Source organism: Companilactobacillus pabuli, assembly GCF_014058425.1.
Lineage (GTDB): Bacteria > Bacillota > Bacilli > Lactobacillales > Lactobacillaceae > Companilactobacillus > Companilactobacillus pabuli.
In genome coordinates this window covers 1,672,202-1,691,529 of the sequence record NZ_CP049366.1, presented here as the reverse complement: position 1 = coordinate 1,691,529, position 19,328 = coordinate 1,672,202, and the positions used below count along the sequence as shown (strand labels likewise).

General features: G+C 36.6%; 16 protein-coding genes. 7 read left to right on the top strand and 9 right to left on the bottom strand.

The window, feature by feature from the left end; genetic code table 11:
• Positions 1–21: 21 nt before the first annotated feature.
• From G6534_RS08205 to G6534_RS08195, 3 genes are all read right to left on the bottom strand, one after another.
• The gene (locus tag G6534_RS08205; RefSeq protein ID WP_182082584.1) at positions 22–2,223 is read right to left on the bottom strand and encodes an L-type lectin family protein; all 2,202 of its coding nucleotides are present in this window, start codon (positions 2,221–2,223) and stop codon (positions 22–24) included.
• 231 nt (positions 2,224–2,454) lie between these two features.
• Positions 2,455–4,209, bottom strand: a complete 1,755-nt coding sequence (locus G6534_RS08200; RefSeq protein WP_059073703.1) for an ABC transporter ATP-binding protein — start codon at positions 4,207–4,209, stop codon at positions 2,455–2,457.
• Positions 4,210–4,228: 19 nt separating this feature from the next.
• Positions 4,229–4,894, bottom strand: a complete 666-nt coding sequence (locus tag G6534_RS08195; RefSeq protein WP_059073704.1) for a MarR family winged helix-turn-helix transcriptional regulator — start codon at positions 4,892–4,894, stop codon at positions 4,229–4,231.
• A 175-nt stretch (positions 4,895–5,069) separates the two neighbouring features.
• On the opposite strand from G6534_RS08195, the gene rpsN reads away from it, so the two are divergent.
• The 6 genes from rpsN (at position 5,070) to G6534_RS08165 (ending at position 12,171) form a co-directional block, all read left to right on the top strand.
• Entirely contained in the window at positions 5,070–5,339 is a 270-nt protein-coding gene (gene rpsN / locus G6534_RS08190) for a 30S ribosomal protein S14 (RefSeq protein ID WP_057814620.1), read from the top strand.
• Positions 5,340–5,348: 9 nt separating this feature from the next.
• On the top strand, positions 5,349–5,462 hold the full coding sequence (locus tag G6534_RS08185) for a putative metal homeostasis protein (RefSeq protein WP_161936635.1): 114 nt from the start codon (positions 5,349–5,351) through the stop codon (positions 5,460–5,462).
• Positions 5,463–5,547: 85 nt separating this feature from the next.
• Positions 5,548–7,077 carry a YfcC family protein gene (locus G6534_RS08180; RefSeq protein ID WP_059073705.1) on the top strand — a complete coding sequence of 510 codons (1,530 nt, stop codon included), beginning with the start codon at positions 5,548–5,550 and terminating at the stop codon, positions 7,075–7,077.
• Positions 7,078–7,201: 124 nt separating this feature from the next.
• Entirely contained in the window at positions 7,202–9,334 is a 2,133-nt protein-coding gene (locus G6534_RS08175) for a glycoside hydrolase family 65 protein (RefSeq protein WP_059073706.1), read from the top strand.
• A gap of 64 nt (positions 9,335–9,398) precedes the next feature.
• Positions 9,399–10,796 carry a class II fumarate hydratase gene (locus G6534_RS08170; protein WP_182082583.1) on the top strand — a complete coding sequence of 466 codons (1,398 nt, stop codon included), beginning with the start codon at positions 9,399–9,401 and terminating at the stop codon, positions 10,794–10,796.
• Positions 10,786–12,171 (top strand): flavocytochrome c, encoded by a 1,386-nt coding sequence (locus tag G6534_RS08165; RefSeq protein WP_059073708.1) that lies wholly within the window; start codon positions 10,786–10,788, stop codon positions 12,169–12,171. The genes G6534_RS08170 and G6534_RS08165 overlap by 11 nt, the downstream gene beginning before the upstream one ends.
• A gap of 27 nt (positions 12,172–12,198) precedes the next feature.
• On the opposite strand, the gene G6534_RS08160 is transcribed toward G6534_RS08165, so the two are convergent.
• From G6534_RS08160 to G6534_RS08145, 4 genes are all read right to left on the bottom strand, one after another.
• Positions 12,199–12,825 (bottom strand): HAD family hydrolase, encoded by a 627-nt coding sequence (locus tag G6534_RS08160; RefSeq protein WP_059073709.1) that lies wholly within the window; start codon positions 12,823–12,825, stop codon positions 12,199–12,201.
• 12 nt (positions 12,826–12,837) lie between these two features.
• The gene (locus tag G6534_RS08155; RefSeq protein WP_059073710.1) at positions 12,838–13,590 is read right to left on the bottom strand and encodes a DeoR/GlpR family DNA-binding transcription regulator; all 753 of its coding nucleotides are present in this window, start codon (positions 13,588–13,590) and stop codon (positions 12,838–12,840) included.
• 74 nt (positions 13,591–13,664) lie between these two features.
• Complete coding sequence (locus G6534_RS08150) at positions 13,665–15,086, bottom strand: PTS transporter subunit EIIC (protein ID WP_059073711.1); 1,422 nt, start codon at positions 15,084–15,086, stop codon at positions 13,665–13,667.
• Between the two features lie 12 nt (positions 15,087–15,098).
• Positions 15,099–15,893 carry an alpha/beta hydrolase gene (locus tag G6534_RS08145; protein ID WP_059073712.1) on the bottom strand — a complete coding sequence of 265 codons (795 nt, stop codon included), beginning with the start codon at positions 15,891–15,893 and terminating at the stop codon, positions 15,099–15,101.
• 131 nt (positions 15,894–16,024) lie between these two features.
• Between G6534_RS08145 and G6534_RS08140 the strand changes: the two genes are divergently transcribed.
• Positions 16,025–16,873, top strand: a complete 849-nt coding sequence (locus G6534_RS08140; RefSeq protein ID WP_059073713.1) for an AraC family transcriptional regulator — start codon at positions 16,025–16,027, stop codon at positions 16,871–16,873.
• Here the strand turns inward: G6534_RS08140 and thrB are convergent.
• On the bottom strand, positions 16,870–17,751 hold the full coding sequence (gene thrB, locus G6534_RS08135) for a homoserine kinase (protein WP_182082582.1): 882 nt from the start codon (positions 17,749–17,751) through the stop codon (positions 16,870–16,872). The two genes, G6534_RS08140 and thrB, sit on opposite strands and share 4 nt — an antisense overlap.
• The gene (gene thrC, locus G6534_RS08130) at positions 17,738–19,228 is read right to left on the bottom strand and encodes a threonine synthase (protein WP_182082581.1); all 1,491 of its coding nucleotides are present in this window, start codon (positions 19,226–19,228) and stop codon (positions 17,738–17,740) included. Before thrC ends, thrB begins: the two co-directional genes overlap by 14 nt.
• Positions 19,229–19,328: the final 100 nt, after the last annotated feature.

Genomic DNA, 19,328 nt, shown 5'->3' with positions numbered 1-19,328 from the left:
ATTTGATTACTGAGTATTTTTTTAACCAATATTTTCAATTCCATCAATAGCAGTCCAAGTAATGGTAGAAGTATAAGTACCAGTAGGTTCGATGCCGCTTTGTTGCAATAAGATACCATTGTCATGGCCCCAACTGTCGTCAATGTCGAATTGCTGTTCAGCATCTTGAGATTTGGTTCCGTTGGCAATGTTTGCGACTTTGTTAGTAAGTGGATAGATATTACCATCTTTATCGACAAAGATTATTCCACCATTGTCCCAAGTTTGTGAACCATTAGAAAGGGATGTTGCTTGAGCTTGTAGAGTCCAAGAAGAGTTTTTCGAACGTTGATCATTAACGGTCAAAGACCAGTCCTTACTACGATGAATCATTCGATTAGTTGGATATTCTTGTACAGTTTGGAAATGACTCGTTTGAGCTGCATTAACGATCAAGTCACCTACAACATTGACTGTATAACTAATGATATTCGATTTATTAAAATTCTCATCTTCAGCATAGAAGGAGACGGTATTTTTACCTTCAGTTAAATCTTTTGCCAAAACATTGTAACTGAAGGTGTCAGCTGAACTATCAGAATTCAAAGTTCCTAAAAGTGGTGCATCGCTTGAATCTGGTGTTTCAGAACCATTGATGATTCGATGAATAGTTATCTTGGAATCATCGAGCGTATCAGTTGGTTTGTAAGCTACAATACCACCTAAGTTAGTTTGACCGGAGATTTGAATTTTTTGATTGTCTTCGCTGTTAGCTGTCAAAGTTAATGTTTTTGGTTGAACGATAGTAAATGCTGGTGACATAACGTTTTTCTGCAAGTTAGTTCCAATAAAACTAGCATGTTGACTAGCTACTGGAGTTGAAACAGTATTGTCGTCAGCTTTAGCAGTTCCAGTGAAAGTGATTTTGGCTAACTTATTAGTAGAAGAAATGTCTTTACTTAAAGTTGTCGTTACATTCGTTGAATCTCCATTAACTGAAAGATTCTGTGTTGTGCCATCTGTATAAGTGATTTGACCACCACTGTAAGTAATATTAGTGGGTAAATCAATATCAGCAGCGATTGATTTCCAATCTTGTGAACCACTGAGGTATTTTAGATCATATTCAAGTGACAATTTATCGCCGTTGTTGACCTTGCCAGAATCGCCAACTTCACGAGGATTGCCATTACCGTCAGCCTGAGTGATATCGAATAACTTGCTAGTAGTGTCAGCTTCAACAATTGATGGTACTGATTCAAAGACTACCAAATTAGTTTCAGTATCCGTACCAGTTGAGCCCGTGAATCCCCAATACAATTTAGTTAAGCCATCCAGATGCATTTTTGATAAATCAATATTAACGTTTTTTTCAATATCGGCATCTTTAGGAGCACCATCTAGAGTTTCATCATTAAATTTGTAAGTAATCATTGGTTTACCAGTATCAGTCATTGATTCTGGTGTCCAAGTGATGGTTAGATGATGCCATTGTTGGTCGGTTAAAATATTTCTTTGTCCATTGATTTTAAAAGTAGGATCATAGTGAATCAATTCAGGATAATCATTTTCTGAATCAAAGGTATATGAACTTGAATCACCAGGGTAACTATAGGCAATATGATTGATTTGTGTTGGATCAGGAAATGAATTTAAGGGTACATCATAATAACTGTCTATACTGTTATCGCCGTTAAACTTAGTATCGAATTCAAGTGCCCAACTCTTTTGGATGGCTGAGCTAGCTAATTCTGCAACAGTCGTTCTGAGGGGTACGCCCCAAACACCCATCGTTTCACCACCGACAGGAGTATTGGTGATTAATTGATGATTGAAGGCGTCAGCTCCTTGTCCTTGTAAAACAAAAGCCATTCCGTCACCGTAATTACCATTGCTACGACCACCACCAAAGAGTAGCCACATTGAGACAGTTTGTTTTTTATTAATATCGATATAATTTTGATTAGCTTTATCTGAAGCGTTGAGATTAGACCAAACTGCCCCGAAGCTACCAGTCTTGTCTTTATCGGTGATTTCAATAACATTGCGGCTAGTAAAATTGCTACCTGAATTTGGTGGCAACAGTTTAGCATTATTAGTGCCGTTATTTAAATTGGCAATATCAAACCATTGACTGACATCTGACAATCCATTAGGAACGTGATCATCGTCACTCAAAAGCTTATATAGAGAAGCGTTTTCTGATAGTCCCGAATATTCAGAAATTGCTCGTACATTATTCAAATTAAACGCCAAAAAAGCCCCAAAACTAAGAATTATTAATGAAAGTAAATAAACTAATTTTTTGATAATAATCCCCCCAATAAGGATATAATCACAATTGTGTTTATCTGATTAAACAGATTTCCAAACTCATATTAGTATAAACAAGTTAATAATTCCATATAAATGCTTATATTTTCTAAATAAAAAATCGATTGGATTTTTATCCCAATCGATTTTTATTTAAAACTATTAGACCATCTGCTCATTAACATATTGAGCGTACAATTCATGGTCTTGCATAAGCTGTTTGTGAGTTCCGTGTCCAGTTATTTGACCATGTTCAATGAAGTAAATTTGATCTGCATCAACGATTGTTGAAAGGCGATGTGCGATAACTAGAGTAGTGCGACCGACCATTAATTGATCTAAAGCACGCTGAACTTTTTCCTCGGATTCTGAATCAAGGCTGGCTGTGGCTTCATCCAACATTAGAATTTTAGGATTACGCAAGAAAGCACGAGCAATGGCAATTCTCTGTTTTTGACCGCCGGATAACTTCACGCCACGCTCACCAATTTGTGTATCCAATTGCTCAGGAAAGTTAGATACGAATTCTTTGGCGTAAGCTAATTCCAATCCGTGCCACAATTGCTCATCAGATAGTTTTTCATCCAAGCCATATTGCAAGTTGTCACGAATACTACCAGCAAAGACGGCACTATCTTGAGAAACGTAACCGATTTGTGACCGCCAATTATTTAAATCAATCTGCTTGATGTTATCTTTACCAATGAAAATCTCGCCACTGTCAGGTTGATAAAATCTTTCTAATAGTGAAAAGATAGTTGATTTACCACCACCAGATGGTCCGGCGAAGGCTATCACAGTGTTAGGTTTGGCCTCAAAAGATACATTTTGAAGAATGGGATGTTTAGGGTCATAACTGAAGTCTAAATGCTGGGCATTAATTGTTTGTCCTTCGACGTCTAAAATTTTACCTTGAGTGTTTTCGGGGTTGGTATTTAGAATTTCTTGGATTCTTTCTGTGGAACCCATGGCCTTTTGGACTTGTGAGAAGAATGTCGCAAAACTAGCAACCGGTGTGATGATGTTGAATAGATACAATAGGAAAGCTACCAATGAGCCACTAGTTAGAGTTCCTTGCTGTATTCTGACAGCTCCGTATCCTAAAATACCGACGAAAATTCCTAGCATTACAGTCGTCATGATGGGTTGGAGGACAGCTTCGACTTTGGCGTCTTTGATACCAACTTTAAAAATTTTATCGATTAAATTGCCACCGGTTTGTTTTTCAAATTGTTCACCATTGCTGGATTTGATCAATCTTACTTCGGATAGCTTTTCACTAGCATCGGCGTTGAAGTCAGCCGTAGCGGCTTGTAGTTTTCGTCCTAGTCGTGACATGATTCGACCAATTGGCAAGAGAATCAAAACGATAATTGGAACGATACTGAACATTAAAGCTGCCATTTTCCAATCCATGAAGAAGAGAATAATCATTGAACCGATTAGTTGAATTGCACCGGTGATGAAATTAGGAAACTGTGAAGTAATCAAATCTTTGATGACGCTAGTATCGTTGACTAGACGAGAACTACTTTCACCAGACTTGTGATCATCAAAATAATCAACTGGCAATTTGAGTAGATGCGCCCAAAGTTTCTCACGCAATGTTTTAACAGAACTTTCACCAACAAAACGCAAAATGTAGCCTCCAATTGTTCCAAAACCTAGTTGGATTACGAAGGCTAGAATTAGAACAGCCAGCATTTTACCATCGATTTTTGACAGTCCTGAAGTATCAACTAGTCCTTTGGTCAATTGAGGTACGATCAAACTGGCACCACTAGTAACTAAACTTAAGAGCAATCCTATTATAAATAGAGATTTTTTGGGATTGACGCTGTTAATTAGTTGAAGAAAATTTTTGAAATTGAATTTGGAGCTTTTAGGTAAGTCTTGTCTGATTGCAGGATTGCGCATAAACATTTCCTCGTTTTAATTAATATCTAAAACCATTCCAGAAATCTTGACGGAAATCCGGACGACGACCGCGGTGTCCACAGTGACCTTGTGGCATGCCATGGGTGAAAGGTGAGTGACGCATATGTTCACGCATTTCATGACGCATGTGTTCAATATCCTCAGGTGTCATTTTGTCACGCATATCCATCATTTGTTCACGCATATTAAGCATGGCTTGGTAGCGGTCAGTTGGATCGATGAATTTTTCAGAATTTTGTTTGAAATCATCATCCCAGCCTTCAGAAATCTTTTTAAGATAGTCACTGAAGTTGATTTTTTCTTCGTCGTTTAAACCAGCCAGAAAGGCTTCACTGTAATTCTCATTTTTTAGAGAAGCGTTGTCTTCGGCTTTTTGACGACCAGCATCGGTTAGGTAAATCAGTTTACTGCGTTTGTCGTGTTCATCTTCTTTACGAATAATATCGCCATTGTTTTCCATTTTCTTCATCAATTCAGCGATTGAACTTGGACTCAAGTCCAAAATTTCGCGTAAATAATTTTGAGTGAGACCATCGCCTAATTTCAAGACAGCTAGTACTCGTTGTTGTCCTGTAAGCTTTTGTTTCTTTTGGCTCATGTAAAAATTAGCAGCCTCACTGATAAATCGTAGTTGTTTCATTAAATCATCTGTTAAGTTACTCATATTAAAATCCTCATTTCTATTAATTTATTTCGGTACCGAACTTTATTACAAAAACTAGTATAGTTCGGTACCGAAGCAAATGTCAACTATTTTCTTTCAGAAGTAAAAAATATTGACTCTGAAAATTAAAGGAGTATTATCTTAATGGTAAAAATTACTATTTAGGGAGAATTAAATGGCTAAAAAATCAAAAATCATTAAAAATCAAAAGCAACAAGAATTAATTCAAAGATATGCAGCAGTACGACAAGAATTAAAAGCAAAGGGTGATTATATTGGTTTATCGAAATTACCTCGTAATTCTAGTCCAGTTCGTTTGAAGAATCGCGATGCAATTGACGGTCGTCCACACGCTTATATGCGTAAGTTTGGAATGTCACGTTTGAACTTTAGAAAGCTAGCTCACGCCGGTCAAATTCCTGGTGTGAAAAAGGCTAGTTGGTAAGGAGAAATTATGGAAAAAATGAATGTAGCAACAGCTTATCGTAATTTAAAAAGTCCCAATTTGAAAACTAGAAAGAGGGCTCTAAGAGCTATTAAAGATAGTAAAAAGAAATCTGTGAAGTAATTAACAATCTGAATGAAAACGTTTTCTTTCTCTGATATAATTAACTTGTGTGTAATTAATAATATGGGGAAAGAGGGGACAAATCATGGCTGGTACGAAGAAGAAAAAACATAGTTTTCCGTCTGCGTATACTGTTATCGTTATTGTTCTAATTTTGGTTCAAGCTCTGACTTTCTTTATTCCTTCGGGAAAATACAGCACGTTGGAATACAATTCAGGGTTGAACAAGTTTGTTATTACCGAGGCTTCAGGGAAGACAATCAAGAAGCCGGCAACACAGAAAACATTGGATAATTACAAGATTAAAATCAATGTTTCCAAATTCAAGGATGGTACGATCTATCGTCCAGCAGCAATTCCAAATACTTACCACCAAATCAAGAAACCTAAACGTGGTATTTTTGGAACAATCAATCAATTCTTAACTTCACAAGTGCAAGGTATCGTTGATAGTGTTGATATCATCGTCTTCGTCTTGATTCTTGGTGGAGTTATCGGAGTCGTCAATGCCACTGGAGCGATGGATTCCGGGATGATGCGACTTTCCGAGAAATTAAAAGGAAAACAAAAGTGGTTGATCGTAATTGTTACTTCACTGATTGGTCTAGGTGGAACGACCTTTGGTATGGCTGAAGAAACAATTGCCTTCTATCCAATTTTGATTCCAATTTTCTTACTGGCAGGGTACGATACCCTAACGGCAGTAGCGGCAGTTTACTTAGGTACCGCAATCGGTTCAATGAGTTCAACTATTAATCCGTTCTCAACCGTTATTGCTTCTAACGCTGCCGGAATCAACTTTACTGACGGATTACCAATGAGAGCCTTGATGTGGGTTTGTGCAATTGGTATCTCAATTATTTATACAATTAGATATGCTGAAAAAGTTAGAAAAGATCCATCGAAGTCATTAGTTGCTGATCAAGCTCAAGAAGATAAGGACCGTTTCTTGGGTGATTTAGATTTATCCGAAAAGAGTGACTTCACCGCTCGTCAAAAGTTATCATTGATTATTTTTGCGTTAGGATTCGTTGTAATGATTTACGGTGTTCAACAATTAGGTTGGTACTTTACTGAAATTGCGGTTGTCTTCTTAGCTGTAACGTACTTGCTGATTTTTACGGCTGGTCTCAAAGAATCCAAGTTCGTCGATAGTTTCGTTTCTGGAGCTGGAGACTTATTGGGAGTTGCTTTGACGGTTGGTTTAGCTAGATCTGTTGGTATCGTTATGGAAAATAGTTACGTCAGCGATACGATCATGAATTACTTCAGTAACAAGATCAGTGGTATGAATAGTGTCTTGTTCATCTGTGTCTTGTTCTTCGTTTATATCGTCTTAGGATTCTTCATTCAATCATCTTCAGGTTTGGCGGTACTTTCCATGCCAATCATGGCTCCTTTGGCCGATGTTGTGGGAATCGATCGTGCTTTGATCATCAATGCTTACAACTGGGGACAAGGTTTGATTGGTCTGATTGCGCCAACGGGATTGATTTTAGTATCGTTATCAATGGTTAAAGTTGGTTTCGATAAGTGGATCAAATTCGTTACGAAATTGTTAATTATGATAGTTGTTTTGATTTTAGTATTCTTAAGTATAGGTGTTTTATTATAAGAAAAGTCGTTGGTGAATTATCATCAACGACTTTTTTTGTACAATTTGTCAATTATAAGTATTATAAAATGTTATTCATTTTTAAATCGTCAATACTTAAATAAAAGTGTTGGGAGATAAGAAAATGAATGGTAATGCCAAAGTTCTTTCTAATCATGAATTACAATCACAAGCCCCTAGCTATTTGGAGACGATTTTTTCATTAGCTAATGGACATTTCGGTATTCGTGGCAGTAATCCACTACAAGAGTCATCTACTGGTGGTACCGTCGTTAATGGCTTTTATGAAATTTCGCCAATTCATTACGGGGAAGCTGCCTTCGGTTATGCAAAAAATAATCAAACTATTGTCAACTTACCAGATTTTTATGCATTAGAAATTTTTGATGAGAATGAAGACAGATTTGTTGCAAAGCTTGATGAAAAATCATTAGATATGCAAACGGGGATGTTGACTAGCAATTATATTTTGACCAATTCCGAGCAGCAGAAAATTAAATTAGTCGTTAAAAGCGTTTTGAGTCAGAACAAGGATTCATTCGTTGGTTTGCAGTATAAGATTCAAAGTTTGGATTATCAGGGAAAATTACTAATTAAAAAGCATTTGCAACCGGTCAAGAATGCCACAGAAAATAATGATCCTAGAAAATCTCGAGTTGTACAAACACTGACTTATCAAAGAGAGACTATCAATAACAGCTGTGAAATATTAAAAATCGCAACTAAATTCAGTCATCTTCATCTCGATTTAGGCTTGTGTTCTAAAATTTCATTGGAACAAAATATTGTTTTAAAAGAATCATTTGAATTTGAATGCATCGGTATCGTTGGTGAGATTGATCAAACGTTGAATTTGGATAAAATACCGACATTTCAAGATATTTTAGCTGATAGTCAAGATTTTTGGGATAAATTTTGGCATAACAGTGAAGTGATTATTTCCGGAAACGACGAACTAAATCAGGCTTTGCACTACAATATTTTTCAATTGATGTCATCTAGTGGTCGTGATGGAAAAACTAACATTGCGGCTAAAGGTTTGTCTGGAACTGGCTATGAAGGCCATTACTTTTGGGATACGGAAATGTATATGGCTCCATTTTTTGACTTTACTAATCCACAAATTGCTCGTAATTTAATTAAGTATCGTTATAGCATTTTGCCAGAATCTAAGAAAAGAGCTAAAACTTTGGGTGTTGATCAAGGAGTGTTGTTTGCTTGGCGGACGATCAATGGCCAGGAAGCTAGTGCCTATTATCCAGCCGGAACAGCACAATACCATATTGATGCTGATGTTGCTTTTGGCGTTTATCGATATTTGTCGGCAACTGATGATTGGCAATTCATTGAAGATTATGGACTAAAAATTGTTTTGGAAACAGCTAGATTTTGGCGTGGTTTTGGTAGTTATACAGAGATGAATGGGCGAAAGAAATTTTGTTTTTATGATGTAACAGGTCCTGATGAATACACAGCTATTGTGGATAATAATTATTACACTAATCGAATGGCTAAATTTAATTTGAATTTTGCAGTGAAATTGATTGAGAAATTCCCTCAAAAAGCTCAATCATTAGGGGTAACTTCAAAAGAAATTAATGATTTGAAACAGACAGCTCAAGCAATTTATTTACCATATGATAAGAAGCTTGGAATCAATCAACAAGATGACAGTTCATTCAAGAAGCCAGTTTGGCCATTTGAAAAAACGCCTAAAGAGAATTATCCACTGCTTTTGCACTATCATCCGTTGACTATTTATCGTTATCAAGTTAACAAACAGGCTGATACGATTTTGGCTGATTTTTTATTCAATGATATTTCTCAAGCACAATTAAAACGTGAATATGATTACTATGAAAAAATAACCACTCATGATTCTTCACTTTCTAGATCTATTTTTAGTGCGATGGCTGCTCGAATCGGTCTCAAACAAAAGGCCTATGATTACTTTATTGATACGGTCAGAACTGATTTAACCGATTTACAAGGTAACTCCGCTGACGGCTTGCATGTGGCTAATCTTGGTGGAAGCTGGTTGACAGTCGTCTTTGGCTTCTGTGGAGTAGAAGTAAAAAATGGCACTTTATTTCTTCACAATAATTTACCGAAGGCATGGAATAAGTTGTCAATTCGCTTGAAGTTTAAAGGACGTTTATTGAAGATGACATATTCCCCAGACAAGATAGAAGTAGATTTATTAGATGGCCAACCAATTAAATTATTTATTGACGGAACTAGTCAAATGATTGTCTAAGACCTTTGGCTTGAAAGGGGCTTTTCGTTATAATTAGAGTAACAATTTTGCTTGGAGGAAAAATATGTCAGATTATCGAATTGAAGAAGATACTTTAGGAGCTGTCAAAATTCCAAAAGATGCGCTTTGGGGAGCACAGACACAGCGTAGTCGCAATAACTTTTCCACAGGAAATAAGATGCCTTTAGAAATTATCAAGGCTTTGTTACAAATTAAAAGAGCAGCAGCAATTGCTAATAAAGAGGTTGGAGCAATCGATGCTAATAAAGCAGATTTGATAGTAGAATCGATTGATCAATTGTTAAAACTTGATGATGCCAGTTTACGTAAGGATTTCCCATTGGTTGTCTATCAAACAGGTTCTGGTACGCAAACGAATATGAATGTGAACGAAGTCGTCAGTCATGTTGCTCAAAACATCAATCCTCAATTAGAAATTTTGCCAAATGATGATGTTAATCACGGACAAAGTTCCAATGATATTTTTCCTACAGCAATGAATATTACTGCAGCCATGGCAGTAGAAAAATTAATAGATTCTCTAAAACATTTGATAGAAGAATTGCAAACTAAGCAAGCTAAATACTGGCGTGTAGTCAAGATTGGTCGAACACATTTGCAAGATGCAACACCGTTAACTTTTGGACAAGAAGTCAGTGGTTGGGTTTCAATGTTGCAACATGATTTGGATTATTTACAAACACTTAAGAAAACTCTTGGTGAATTAGCAATCGGTGGAACGGCCGTGGGAACTGGTTTGAATGCCGCTCCTGGTTTTGCTGAAAAAATTGCTGAACAAATGAGTATCGTTTACGACTTTGAATTTACTGCTGATACGAATAAATTCTTTGGTCTAGCAGCACATTCAGGTTTAAACGTTGTTCATGGCGCGATCAAAACTTTAGCCAGTGACTTGTTGAAGATTGCTAATGATGTCAGATTCTTAGCTAGTGGTCCCCGTTCTGGGTATGGTGAATTGAATATTCCGGCTAATGAACCTGGTTCTTCAATCATGCCGGGAAAGGTCAATCCTACTCAAGCGGAAGCTATTACAATGGCTGCTATTAAAGTTATGGGTAATGATGTCACAATCGATTTGGCTGCTAGTCAAGGTAACTTTGAGATGAACGTCTATAAGCCAGTTTTAATCAGTACTTTCTTAGAATCGGCTGAGTTGTTGACCGGAACGATGACTGGTTTTGCAGACAAAATGATTGCTGGTTTGACGGTCAATAAAACGCGGATGCAAGAACTAGTCGACCAATCGTTGATGACAGTTACAGCATTATCGCCACATATCGGTTATCATCACAGTGCTGAAATTGCCCAACTGGCTCAAAGAGAAGGAACGACTTTACGAGAAGCTGCTATCAAGTCTAAATTAGTTACGGCAGAACAATTTGATCAATGGGTCGTGCCAATTGATATGACAAATATTGAGGAGAAAAAAGATGGCCAATAAGTTTATTTTTAAACCAAATAAGATTGAGGAATTAAAGGATAGTTATGATGTCGTAATCGTCGGTTCTGGTGGGGCAGGTTTGACGAGTGCGATTCAAGCTTATGAATTAGGACTTTCACCAGTGATTTTAGAAAAAATGGACAAAATTGGTGGCAATACCAATCGAGCTTCTTCAGGGATGAATGCCGCCGAGACTTTCGTCCAATTGAATCACCATATCGTTGACAGCTTTCAAGAATTTTATGACGAAACTTTTATCGGTGGTGGCAAACAAAATAATCCCGAACTTTTGAAATTCTTCACTGAACACGGAGCTTTAGCAATCGACTGGTTGGATCAACATGGATTAAAACTCGATGATTTAACTATCACTGGTGGAATGAAAACTATGCGAACTCACCGTCCTAGTAGTTTGATGCCAATTGGTGGCTATTTAGTTACTGAATTGTTGAAATACGTTGAAAAATACCAAATTCCTCTATTTGATAATGTTAAAGTAACTGATATTTTATCTGATAATGGTCAAATTAATGGTATCAAAGCTGAATCAGACCGTGAAATTGAAATTAAGACTTCTGCGGTGATTTTAGCAACAGGTGGTTTCGGAGCTGGAAAGGACCTCTTAGCACAGTATCGTTCTGACTTGCTTAATCTTAGAACGACTAATCAACCGGGAGCTACTGGAGATGGAATCAAACTAGCTCAAAAATTGGGCGCTCAATTAGTCGATATGGAACAAGTTCAAGTTCATCCAACTGTTCAACAAGATACTCCTCATGCATATTTGATTGGTGAAGCTGTTCGTGGCGAAGGAGCCATTTTAGTCAATAATGATGGAACTCGTTTCGTCAATGAATTGGATACTAGAAAGAATGTCACTCAAGCTATCGATGGTTTAGGTGGAACTGGTGCTTACTTGATTTTTGATACCGATATTCGTAAGCGGGTCAAAGCAATCGAATTTTATGATCACGTTGGTTTAGTAAAAACAGGACAAACTTTGACCGATTTGGCCACTGAAATCAAAGTTGATGCAAATAATTTAGAAGAAACCGTATCTAAGTGGAATCAAGCAGTTAAATCTCAACGAGACTCAGAATTTAACCGTACGACAGGTATGGAACGTGATATTTCGGACGGACCATTCTTTGCTATCCATATTGCGCCAGCTGTTCACTATACGATGGGGGGCTTGAAGATTAATGATAAAACTCAAGTGTTGAATACGGATAATAAAGTTATTAATGGCTTGTTTGCGGCTGGTGAAATTGCTGGTGGTTTACACGGTAATAATCGAATCGGTGGTAATTCAATCGCTGAAACGGTAGTCTTTGGTAGACAAGCTGGACAACAAGTTTATAAATATCTCCACTAAAAAAGCTGACCAAAACGGTCAGCTTTTTTAGACTAATTTAGTAAGGTCAAGTGGTGTTTCTAGGTGATAATCAACTTTTGCAAATTCAGGGTTCTCTTTAGCACCCCAACTAGCTAAACCAAATTCGATACCGGCATTTTTGGCACATTGGAAGTCATAAATTGAATCGCCAACGTACATCGTATCTTGAGGAGATAAATTTAAAGTTTCCATGGCTTTTAAAATAGGATCAGGATTTGGTTTGTGTAATTTTGTTTTGGAAGCAGTAATAAAGATATCAAAATATTTATCAATATCAAAATTATCTTTAACAACTTGCATTTCAGTATCAGTTCTTGAAGTAACAATGCCAAGTTTGATGTTTCGTTGGTGTAATCGTTCTAAGGCTTGTTCGATACCATCAAAAACTGTGGCATAGTGGAACATAGCATGATCATTTTCATTCCAGTCGGCTAATAATTTTTGGCTCTCTGCTTCTGAATGTACATACCTTTCGACAGCCTTAGTACCGGGAATTCCTAAAATATAGAAGAGTTCTTCAGCGGTTGGTTTAATACCATAAGTGTCGGACAGTGTTTTTTGGAAAGATTTGATAATCGTTTTTTCGGTATCAATCAAAGTGCCATCAACGTCGAATAAAATTGTACTTTTCATAATGAAATCCTCCTAAATGTAAATCATCTGTGTTTTGGATTTAATTAATTTGTTCTCAAGCTTTTGGGGCAACTCACCATTTGTAATAATATAATCAATTTGATTTAATTTGAGAGCTTTGAAATTGTGTTGAACGTTTACTTTACTACGATCCAATAAGAGAACGATTTTTTTGGATTGTTTACGAATTTTCGCTTTATAATCAAGGTCATCTTCATAAGCATAATAAACTCCTTGTCCATCGATTCCGACACAACTGAGAAAAGCATAATCGAATGAATAATTCTCCATATCAAGACAAGGCTTAGTTCCGACAACACAACGTTTCTCGGGGTCCAAATTACCACCTAAGATTCGTGATTTGCAAGGAGCAAAACGAATTAGTTGGTCAGCAATATCCAAGGAATTAGTTACGGCAAATAATTCTTTTTTAGTGATATATCTCGACAAAAAGCTAATGGTTGTAGAAACGTCTAAATAAATTTGATTGGCTTGATTAGCAAAAACAGCAGCTTTTTTAGCCAATTTTTGTTTGTCAGTAACGTGCTGATCATTACGTTTTAAGTAGTTGTCGAGTTTTTTAAAAGTATTGGGTAAACTAATACCGCCATAACTTCGTTCAACTAAATCATTATCAGTTAATTTGACGATATCACGACGAGCAGTGTCCCTAGAAGTATTGGTTAAATCGATGATTTCTTTGAGAGACAGAGAGTGTTTTTCTTGCAGAGTTTGCATAATTAGTTCTAACCGTTCTTTTTGCATATGTTTACCACCTAAAAAATAAGTTACTATAAGCATTTATCTTATAGTAACTTATTTTAACTTAAAACACAATATTAAGCTTCTTGATCACTTGATTGCATTTTGTCGTTGTAACCAAAGAGGTAAGTGAGAATAAATGCTGCGCCAAAGGCAATTAAATGAGAGACGATGTAGGCAGTGAAGTTAGAATCAATTCCACCTTTAGGATTGATGAATGAAGGGAAACCGATCAAACTTCCAGTAAATCCATAAATTACTAAGTTCATTCCACCAGCGACAGCACCGCCGATTGCATTACCAATCATTGTCATGTAGAAGACCTTTTTGTATTTTAGAAGGATTCCGTAAAGTGATGGTTCAGAAATTCCACAAAGAGCAGAAACACCAGCTGAATATCCAAGAGCTTCAAACTTCTTTTTCTTAGTCTTGACAGCTACTGCAAAAACTGCACCGGCAATTCCCATAGCAGTAATTGAAGTTAAAGCACAGATAACACTTTGACCGTTGACAGCTAAGTCATTGATAACGATAGGAATCAAAGGCCAGTGAAGACCAAAGACAACGAGAATTGGATAGAAGGCACCGTAGATAGCACCACCGATAATGCCATTGAAAGCTAATAAACCAGAAATACCATCGGCCAAACCTTTACTCAAAACAGTGATAATTGGAGCAACGGCTAGTAGTAAAACAAAAGATAAAATAATAATTTCAATAATAGGAACGAAGATACCTTGAATCATTTCAGGGATAGCTTTCTTGAGATACTTTTCAACATATTTACCTAACCAAGCTGCTACGATAATAGGGAAGACGGATCCAGAATAGTTCATGATTTTAACGGCGAAGTCACCGAATAATCCGATTTCTGGAACCTTGTTGCCGGCAATACCAATAATATTGGGATGAATTAGAAATGCTCCAATAACAGCCATGGCAATAGGATCAGAACCGAGCTTCTTGGCAGCAGTAAAGCCTAGGATAACTGGCAAGAAGTAAAAGATCGTATCAGCCATTGTATTGATCAATAAGTAGATTCCGGCTTTGTCACTTAAAACTCCAGCACTAACTAAACCGGCTAAGATACCTTTGGTGATACCAGAACCAGCTAAAACGCCGATGATTGGCATCATAGAAGCAGTTAAAATACCGATAAATTCATCGTAGCCGTGTTTGATTTTTGCACCAAGACTTTGGTTTTCTACTTGTTCAACAACAGCTTCTTTAGAGATTGAATCTTCAGTGTTAAGACGGGGCAAAACATCTAGAATGGCATTGAAGACATCAGTCACTTTATTGCCAATAACAACTTGATATTGGCCTTGAGCTTTCATAACTTTGATAGTAACGTCCATATCTTCTAAAGCTTTAGTGTCGGCCTTTGATTCATCTTTTAATGTGAAACGCAGTCTTGTCATGCAGTGAATCAAAGTGTCGATATTTTCATCGCCGCCGACGTGTTTGATAATTTGTTTTGCATCAGCTGTATAATCCATAATTTTTCTCCTTTAACATAGTCTTTCTTCAGGTAAGTAATCGATTGGTAACCAACTTAAAATATCTTCTAAAAATTTATCCCAGTAATACCAATCATGTTTACCGTTGGTAAAATCAGTTTCAACTTGAATGCCGAGTTGTGATAATTCGTCAATGAATTTTTGATTGTCTTGATAAAGAAAATCTTGTTTACCGCACCAATCAAATAATTTAGGGACGGCTTCATTGCAAGCAAGTTTTTGTTTAGCCAAATGTATGAGATTATTTTGAGAATTATTAAAATTCTTTTGATCAAAGATACCGTTCCAATAATTCTGAGGACGAAAACTCTCAAGAATTTCATTATTACAAGGGTAAAAGGCTCCGGATAAGGCAGCAGCGTGGCTAAATTGATTGGTAGAAAGGGCTATTTTATAAGCTCCATAACCACCCATCGAAGCACCCATGATGAAATTCTTCTCTCGATCAGTAGAAATCTGTGGGAAAAATTCATGTACGACCTTCGGTAATTCTTCGGCAATATCGCTGTAGTAATTTAGACCATAATTGGTATTGGCATACCAGCTCAAATCAGCGTTGGGCATAACGACTGCCACGGCGGTATTTTTAAGCAAACGTTCGAGACGAGTTTTACGCAGCCAAGAAGTATTGTCATCGCTCATGCCATGGAGTAAGTAAATCACCGGAAGATCATTTAAAATATTTTGGTCCCAAGTGGTGTCATTAGTAACTTGTGGTAAGAGGACGTCCATTTGGCAATCTTTAAGTAAAGCATTAGAAAAGTAATTGATTTTTAAATGTGCCATTTTTTGCTCCTTCATCTTTTTTGTTATTTGAACAAATCTCATTGACAAGGCTTATTGTATACGCTTACAATTTAATTAATCAGTTTATATTTGCTCAAATAACTACCATTTTTTGTATAGGAGTGAGAAATATGGCTACACCAATGGAGATACTAGAATTTGATTACGTTAATCCCGTCAAATGTATTTATCATCGGCCAATTGGAAAAAAATATGTTGTCCCACATTGGCACGAGGCAATTGAAATTACCTATGTTGCTAAGGGCAATCCGGGGACTATGTTTATTGAAGATCAGACGTATCAGTTGGAGCAGGGGGATATCTATGTTATTAATTCTCGTTTGATTCACGGATTTGATACTAAAATCACCAATAGTCAGCGGATAGTTACCTTGCTGATCAATTTTGATTGGCTACGTCATTGTTTACCAAAAACTGTTCGTAATAAGAGCTTTTCTTTAATTAAGCAACCAAAAAAAGACAGCCAATTGGCTGCCTTCAGGGAGTTAGTAGGTTTAATAAATAATATTAAGGATTATCAATGTCTAGATACTAGTGAGGATAATCATCTGCATCAATTATCAATGTCGGTAGAACTAATCAGTGTTTTAGTAAAAAACTTCACGGTTGATCAGGAATTGCAACATCAAATACCGCAAATGATTGCCCAAGTAATTGAAGATTTTCATCAGCAATATCAAAATGAAATTCAACTATCAGATATGGCTAAGAATTACAATTATAGTTATGCTTATTTCTCCAAGTTATTTAAGCGTTACTTAGGCATCTCACCTAAGAAATATTTGACCTTGTTACGAGTTCAAAAAGCAGCCGAAATGATTGAAATTAGTGATGATAAATTAAGCCAGGTAGCTTTGAAAACAGGTTTTCCTGATGAAAAAAGTTTTTATGCTGCCTTTAAAGCTAAGTATCGACAAACGCCTTTGGAGTATCGTAAGAAGTTAGAGAACATAAATTAAATTAAATCGCCACTAGCACCTTTAGTGTCGACGGATAATAAATGAGTTTCCCAATTTGGGAAGCTCTTTTTTGTTTCGTCAATAATTTTTTGAGCGTCATTGAGGTTAGAAGCAATAGCCATTAAAGTTGAACCACTACCACTGATATAAAGAACGCCGCCGTCTTTTTGACAGATAGATTTAACAGCTGAATAGTCGGGAATCAATTTGCTACGGAAAGGTTCATGCATTTTATCGATGATAGCTTGACGAATCAACTCCAAATTACCACTTTCTAAAGCTTTGGAAAGAGCTACAGCGTGTCCAACTTGATAGCTGACCGTTTGATAGTCCATCGATTTGGGGAGAACTTGACGAGCTTTTTTGGTGCTTAGTTGATAATCGGGAACTAAAGCTACAAAGAATAAATCTGGGGAAACTTTGAAAGCAACATTTTGAATATTTTCTTGACTATCAGTAAAAGAAACGTTCAAATTTCCTAAAATGGCAGGAGCAACGTTGTCGGAATGTCCTTCCATTTCAGTTGCCAAGGTTAAGATTTCTTCTTTATTTAATGGAGAGTCAAACCACAAGTTAGCTCCCATCAAACCACCGACGATGCAAACGGCCGAACTGCCTAATCCACGAGAAACGGGAACATGATTGTCGATAGTGATTTTTACGTTGGGAACTGGTTGATTGAGGAATTGGCAACCGCGGACGAAAGCTTGATAAATTAAGTTTTGTTCATTTTGAAATTGTTCGTCGCAGCCATTTATGATCAATTTTTGAGAGCTTTGCTCAAAGTCAATTGTTGAATAGAGTGAAACGGCTAAACCCATACAGTCGAAACCGACACCTAAGTTGGCACTTGTAGCAGGGACTTTAATTCTTATCATAAAAATCAGCCTCGACTTTCTGTTGGATGTAGTCTTCCATTTTATCTTTATCGATCACATCATCATGCAAAACTGGTAAATTCCAAACCTCAGCGAGATTTTTAGGAATTGGTAGATTAGTTTTTTCGTGAATAGCTTGCATGGCATCGAAGTCATCGTCAATTTTTTGTTTGAGAATAGCCTCTGCAACTACGTGCGTAAATTTATAAGGACTAGCTGTACTGAGTAGGATCATAGGTGTTTTAGAGTCTTTTTCTTGATAGTCACGCATGACCTTGTATCCGACTGCAGTGTGAGGGTCCATTAAATAGTTATCTTGTTCATAAACTTGTTCTATGGACTGTTTGATTTCTTCATCAGTGCTATATCCACAATAAAAATCTTTTTGAATTTCAGCCAAAACTTCTGGTTTAACTTGATACTTGCCGATATCTTCCAGTTGATCCATTAATTGCTTAACGTATTGCGTATCTTCGCCAGACTTGTAATAGAGTAGTCTTTCAAAATTGCTAGAAATTTGAATATCCATGCTAGGTGCGAAAGTCTTTAGGAATGGACGATTGCGGTCATAAACACCAGTTTGGAAAAATTTTGTTAGGACATTGTTTTCGTTGCTGGCAACAATGAATTTTTTAACAGGCAATCCCATTTGTTTAGCGTAATAACCAGCTAAGACATCACCAAAATTACCAGTTGGAACAGTGAAATTAACTTGGTCTCCTAAGTTGATTTGATCTTTTTTTACTAGTTGTATATATGAAGCAAAGTAATAAACGACTTGGGGAATCAGACGTCCGATGTTAATAGAATTAGCACTTGAAAGACTGACATTTTCGCCTAGTTTTTGCTTGAAATTTTGGTCGTTGAAAATCTTTTTGACATTACTTTGAGCATCGTCAAAATTTCCTCTGATAGCAGTGATTTCTGTGTTGCTACCAGTAGTCGTCTGCATTTGTAATTGTTGAATCTTGCTGACACCGTTATGTGGATAGAAGACTGTGATACCCATTTTTTCAAGATTTTTAAAGCCTTCAAGAGCAGCCTTACCAGTATCACCACTCGTGGCTGTTAAAATCATGACTCTTTGTTCTGATGTTAGAACTTGTTTCATTAATTGTGGCAACATTTGTAGACCAATATCCTTAAAAGCACTCGTTGGTCCGTGAAATAGTTCTAGAATATTAAAATTGTTAACTTGTTTGATAGGAGTTATAAGTGAGGTGTCAAAGCTATGATCATAGGCATTTTGGATACATTCTTCAATTTGTGTTTCTGAAAAATCTGGCAATAATTTCATCAAAACAATTTTAGCGATTTCTTGATAATTTTTATGTACCAATTGTTCCAAATTGATGTTTAATTTTGATAATTCTGGATAGACAAAAAGCCCACCGTCATCAGAGAATCCTTTCTTAATTGCTGCTTTGGCAGGTAGTTGCACCTGATTGTCACGTGTACTTGTATAATTTTTATTCATAATCATAACTCCTTGCTTTTCGAATATCTATATAGTAGACTGTTCATAAATTAAAAACAAGTGTTTATTGTTGATAGACACAAATAAAAGAAAACAGGAG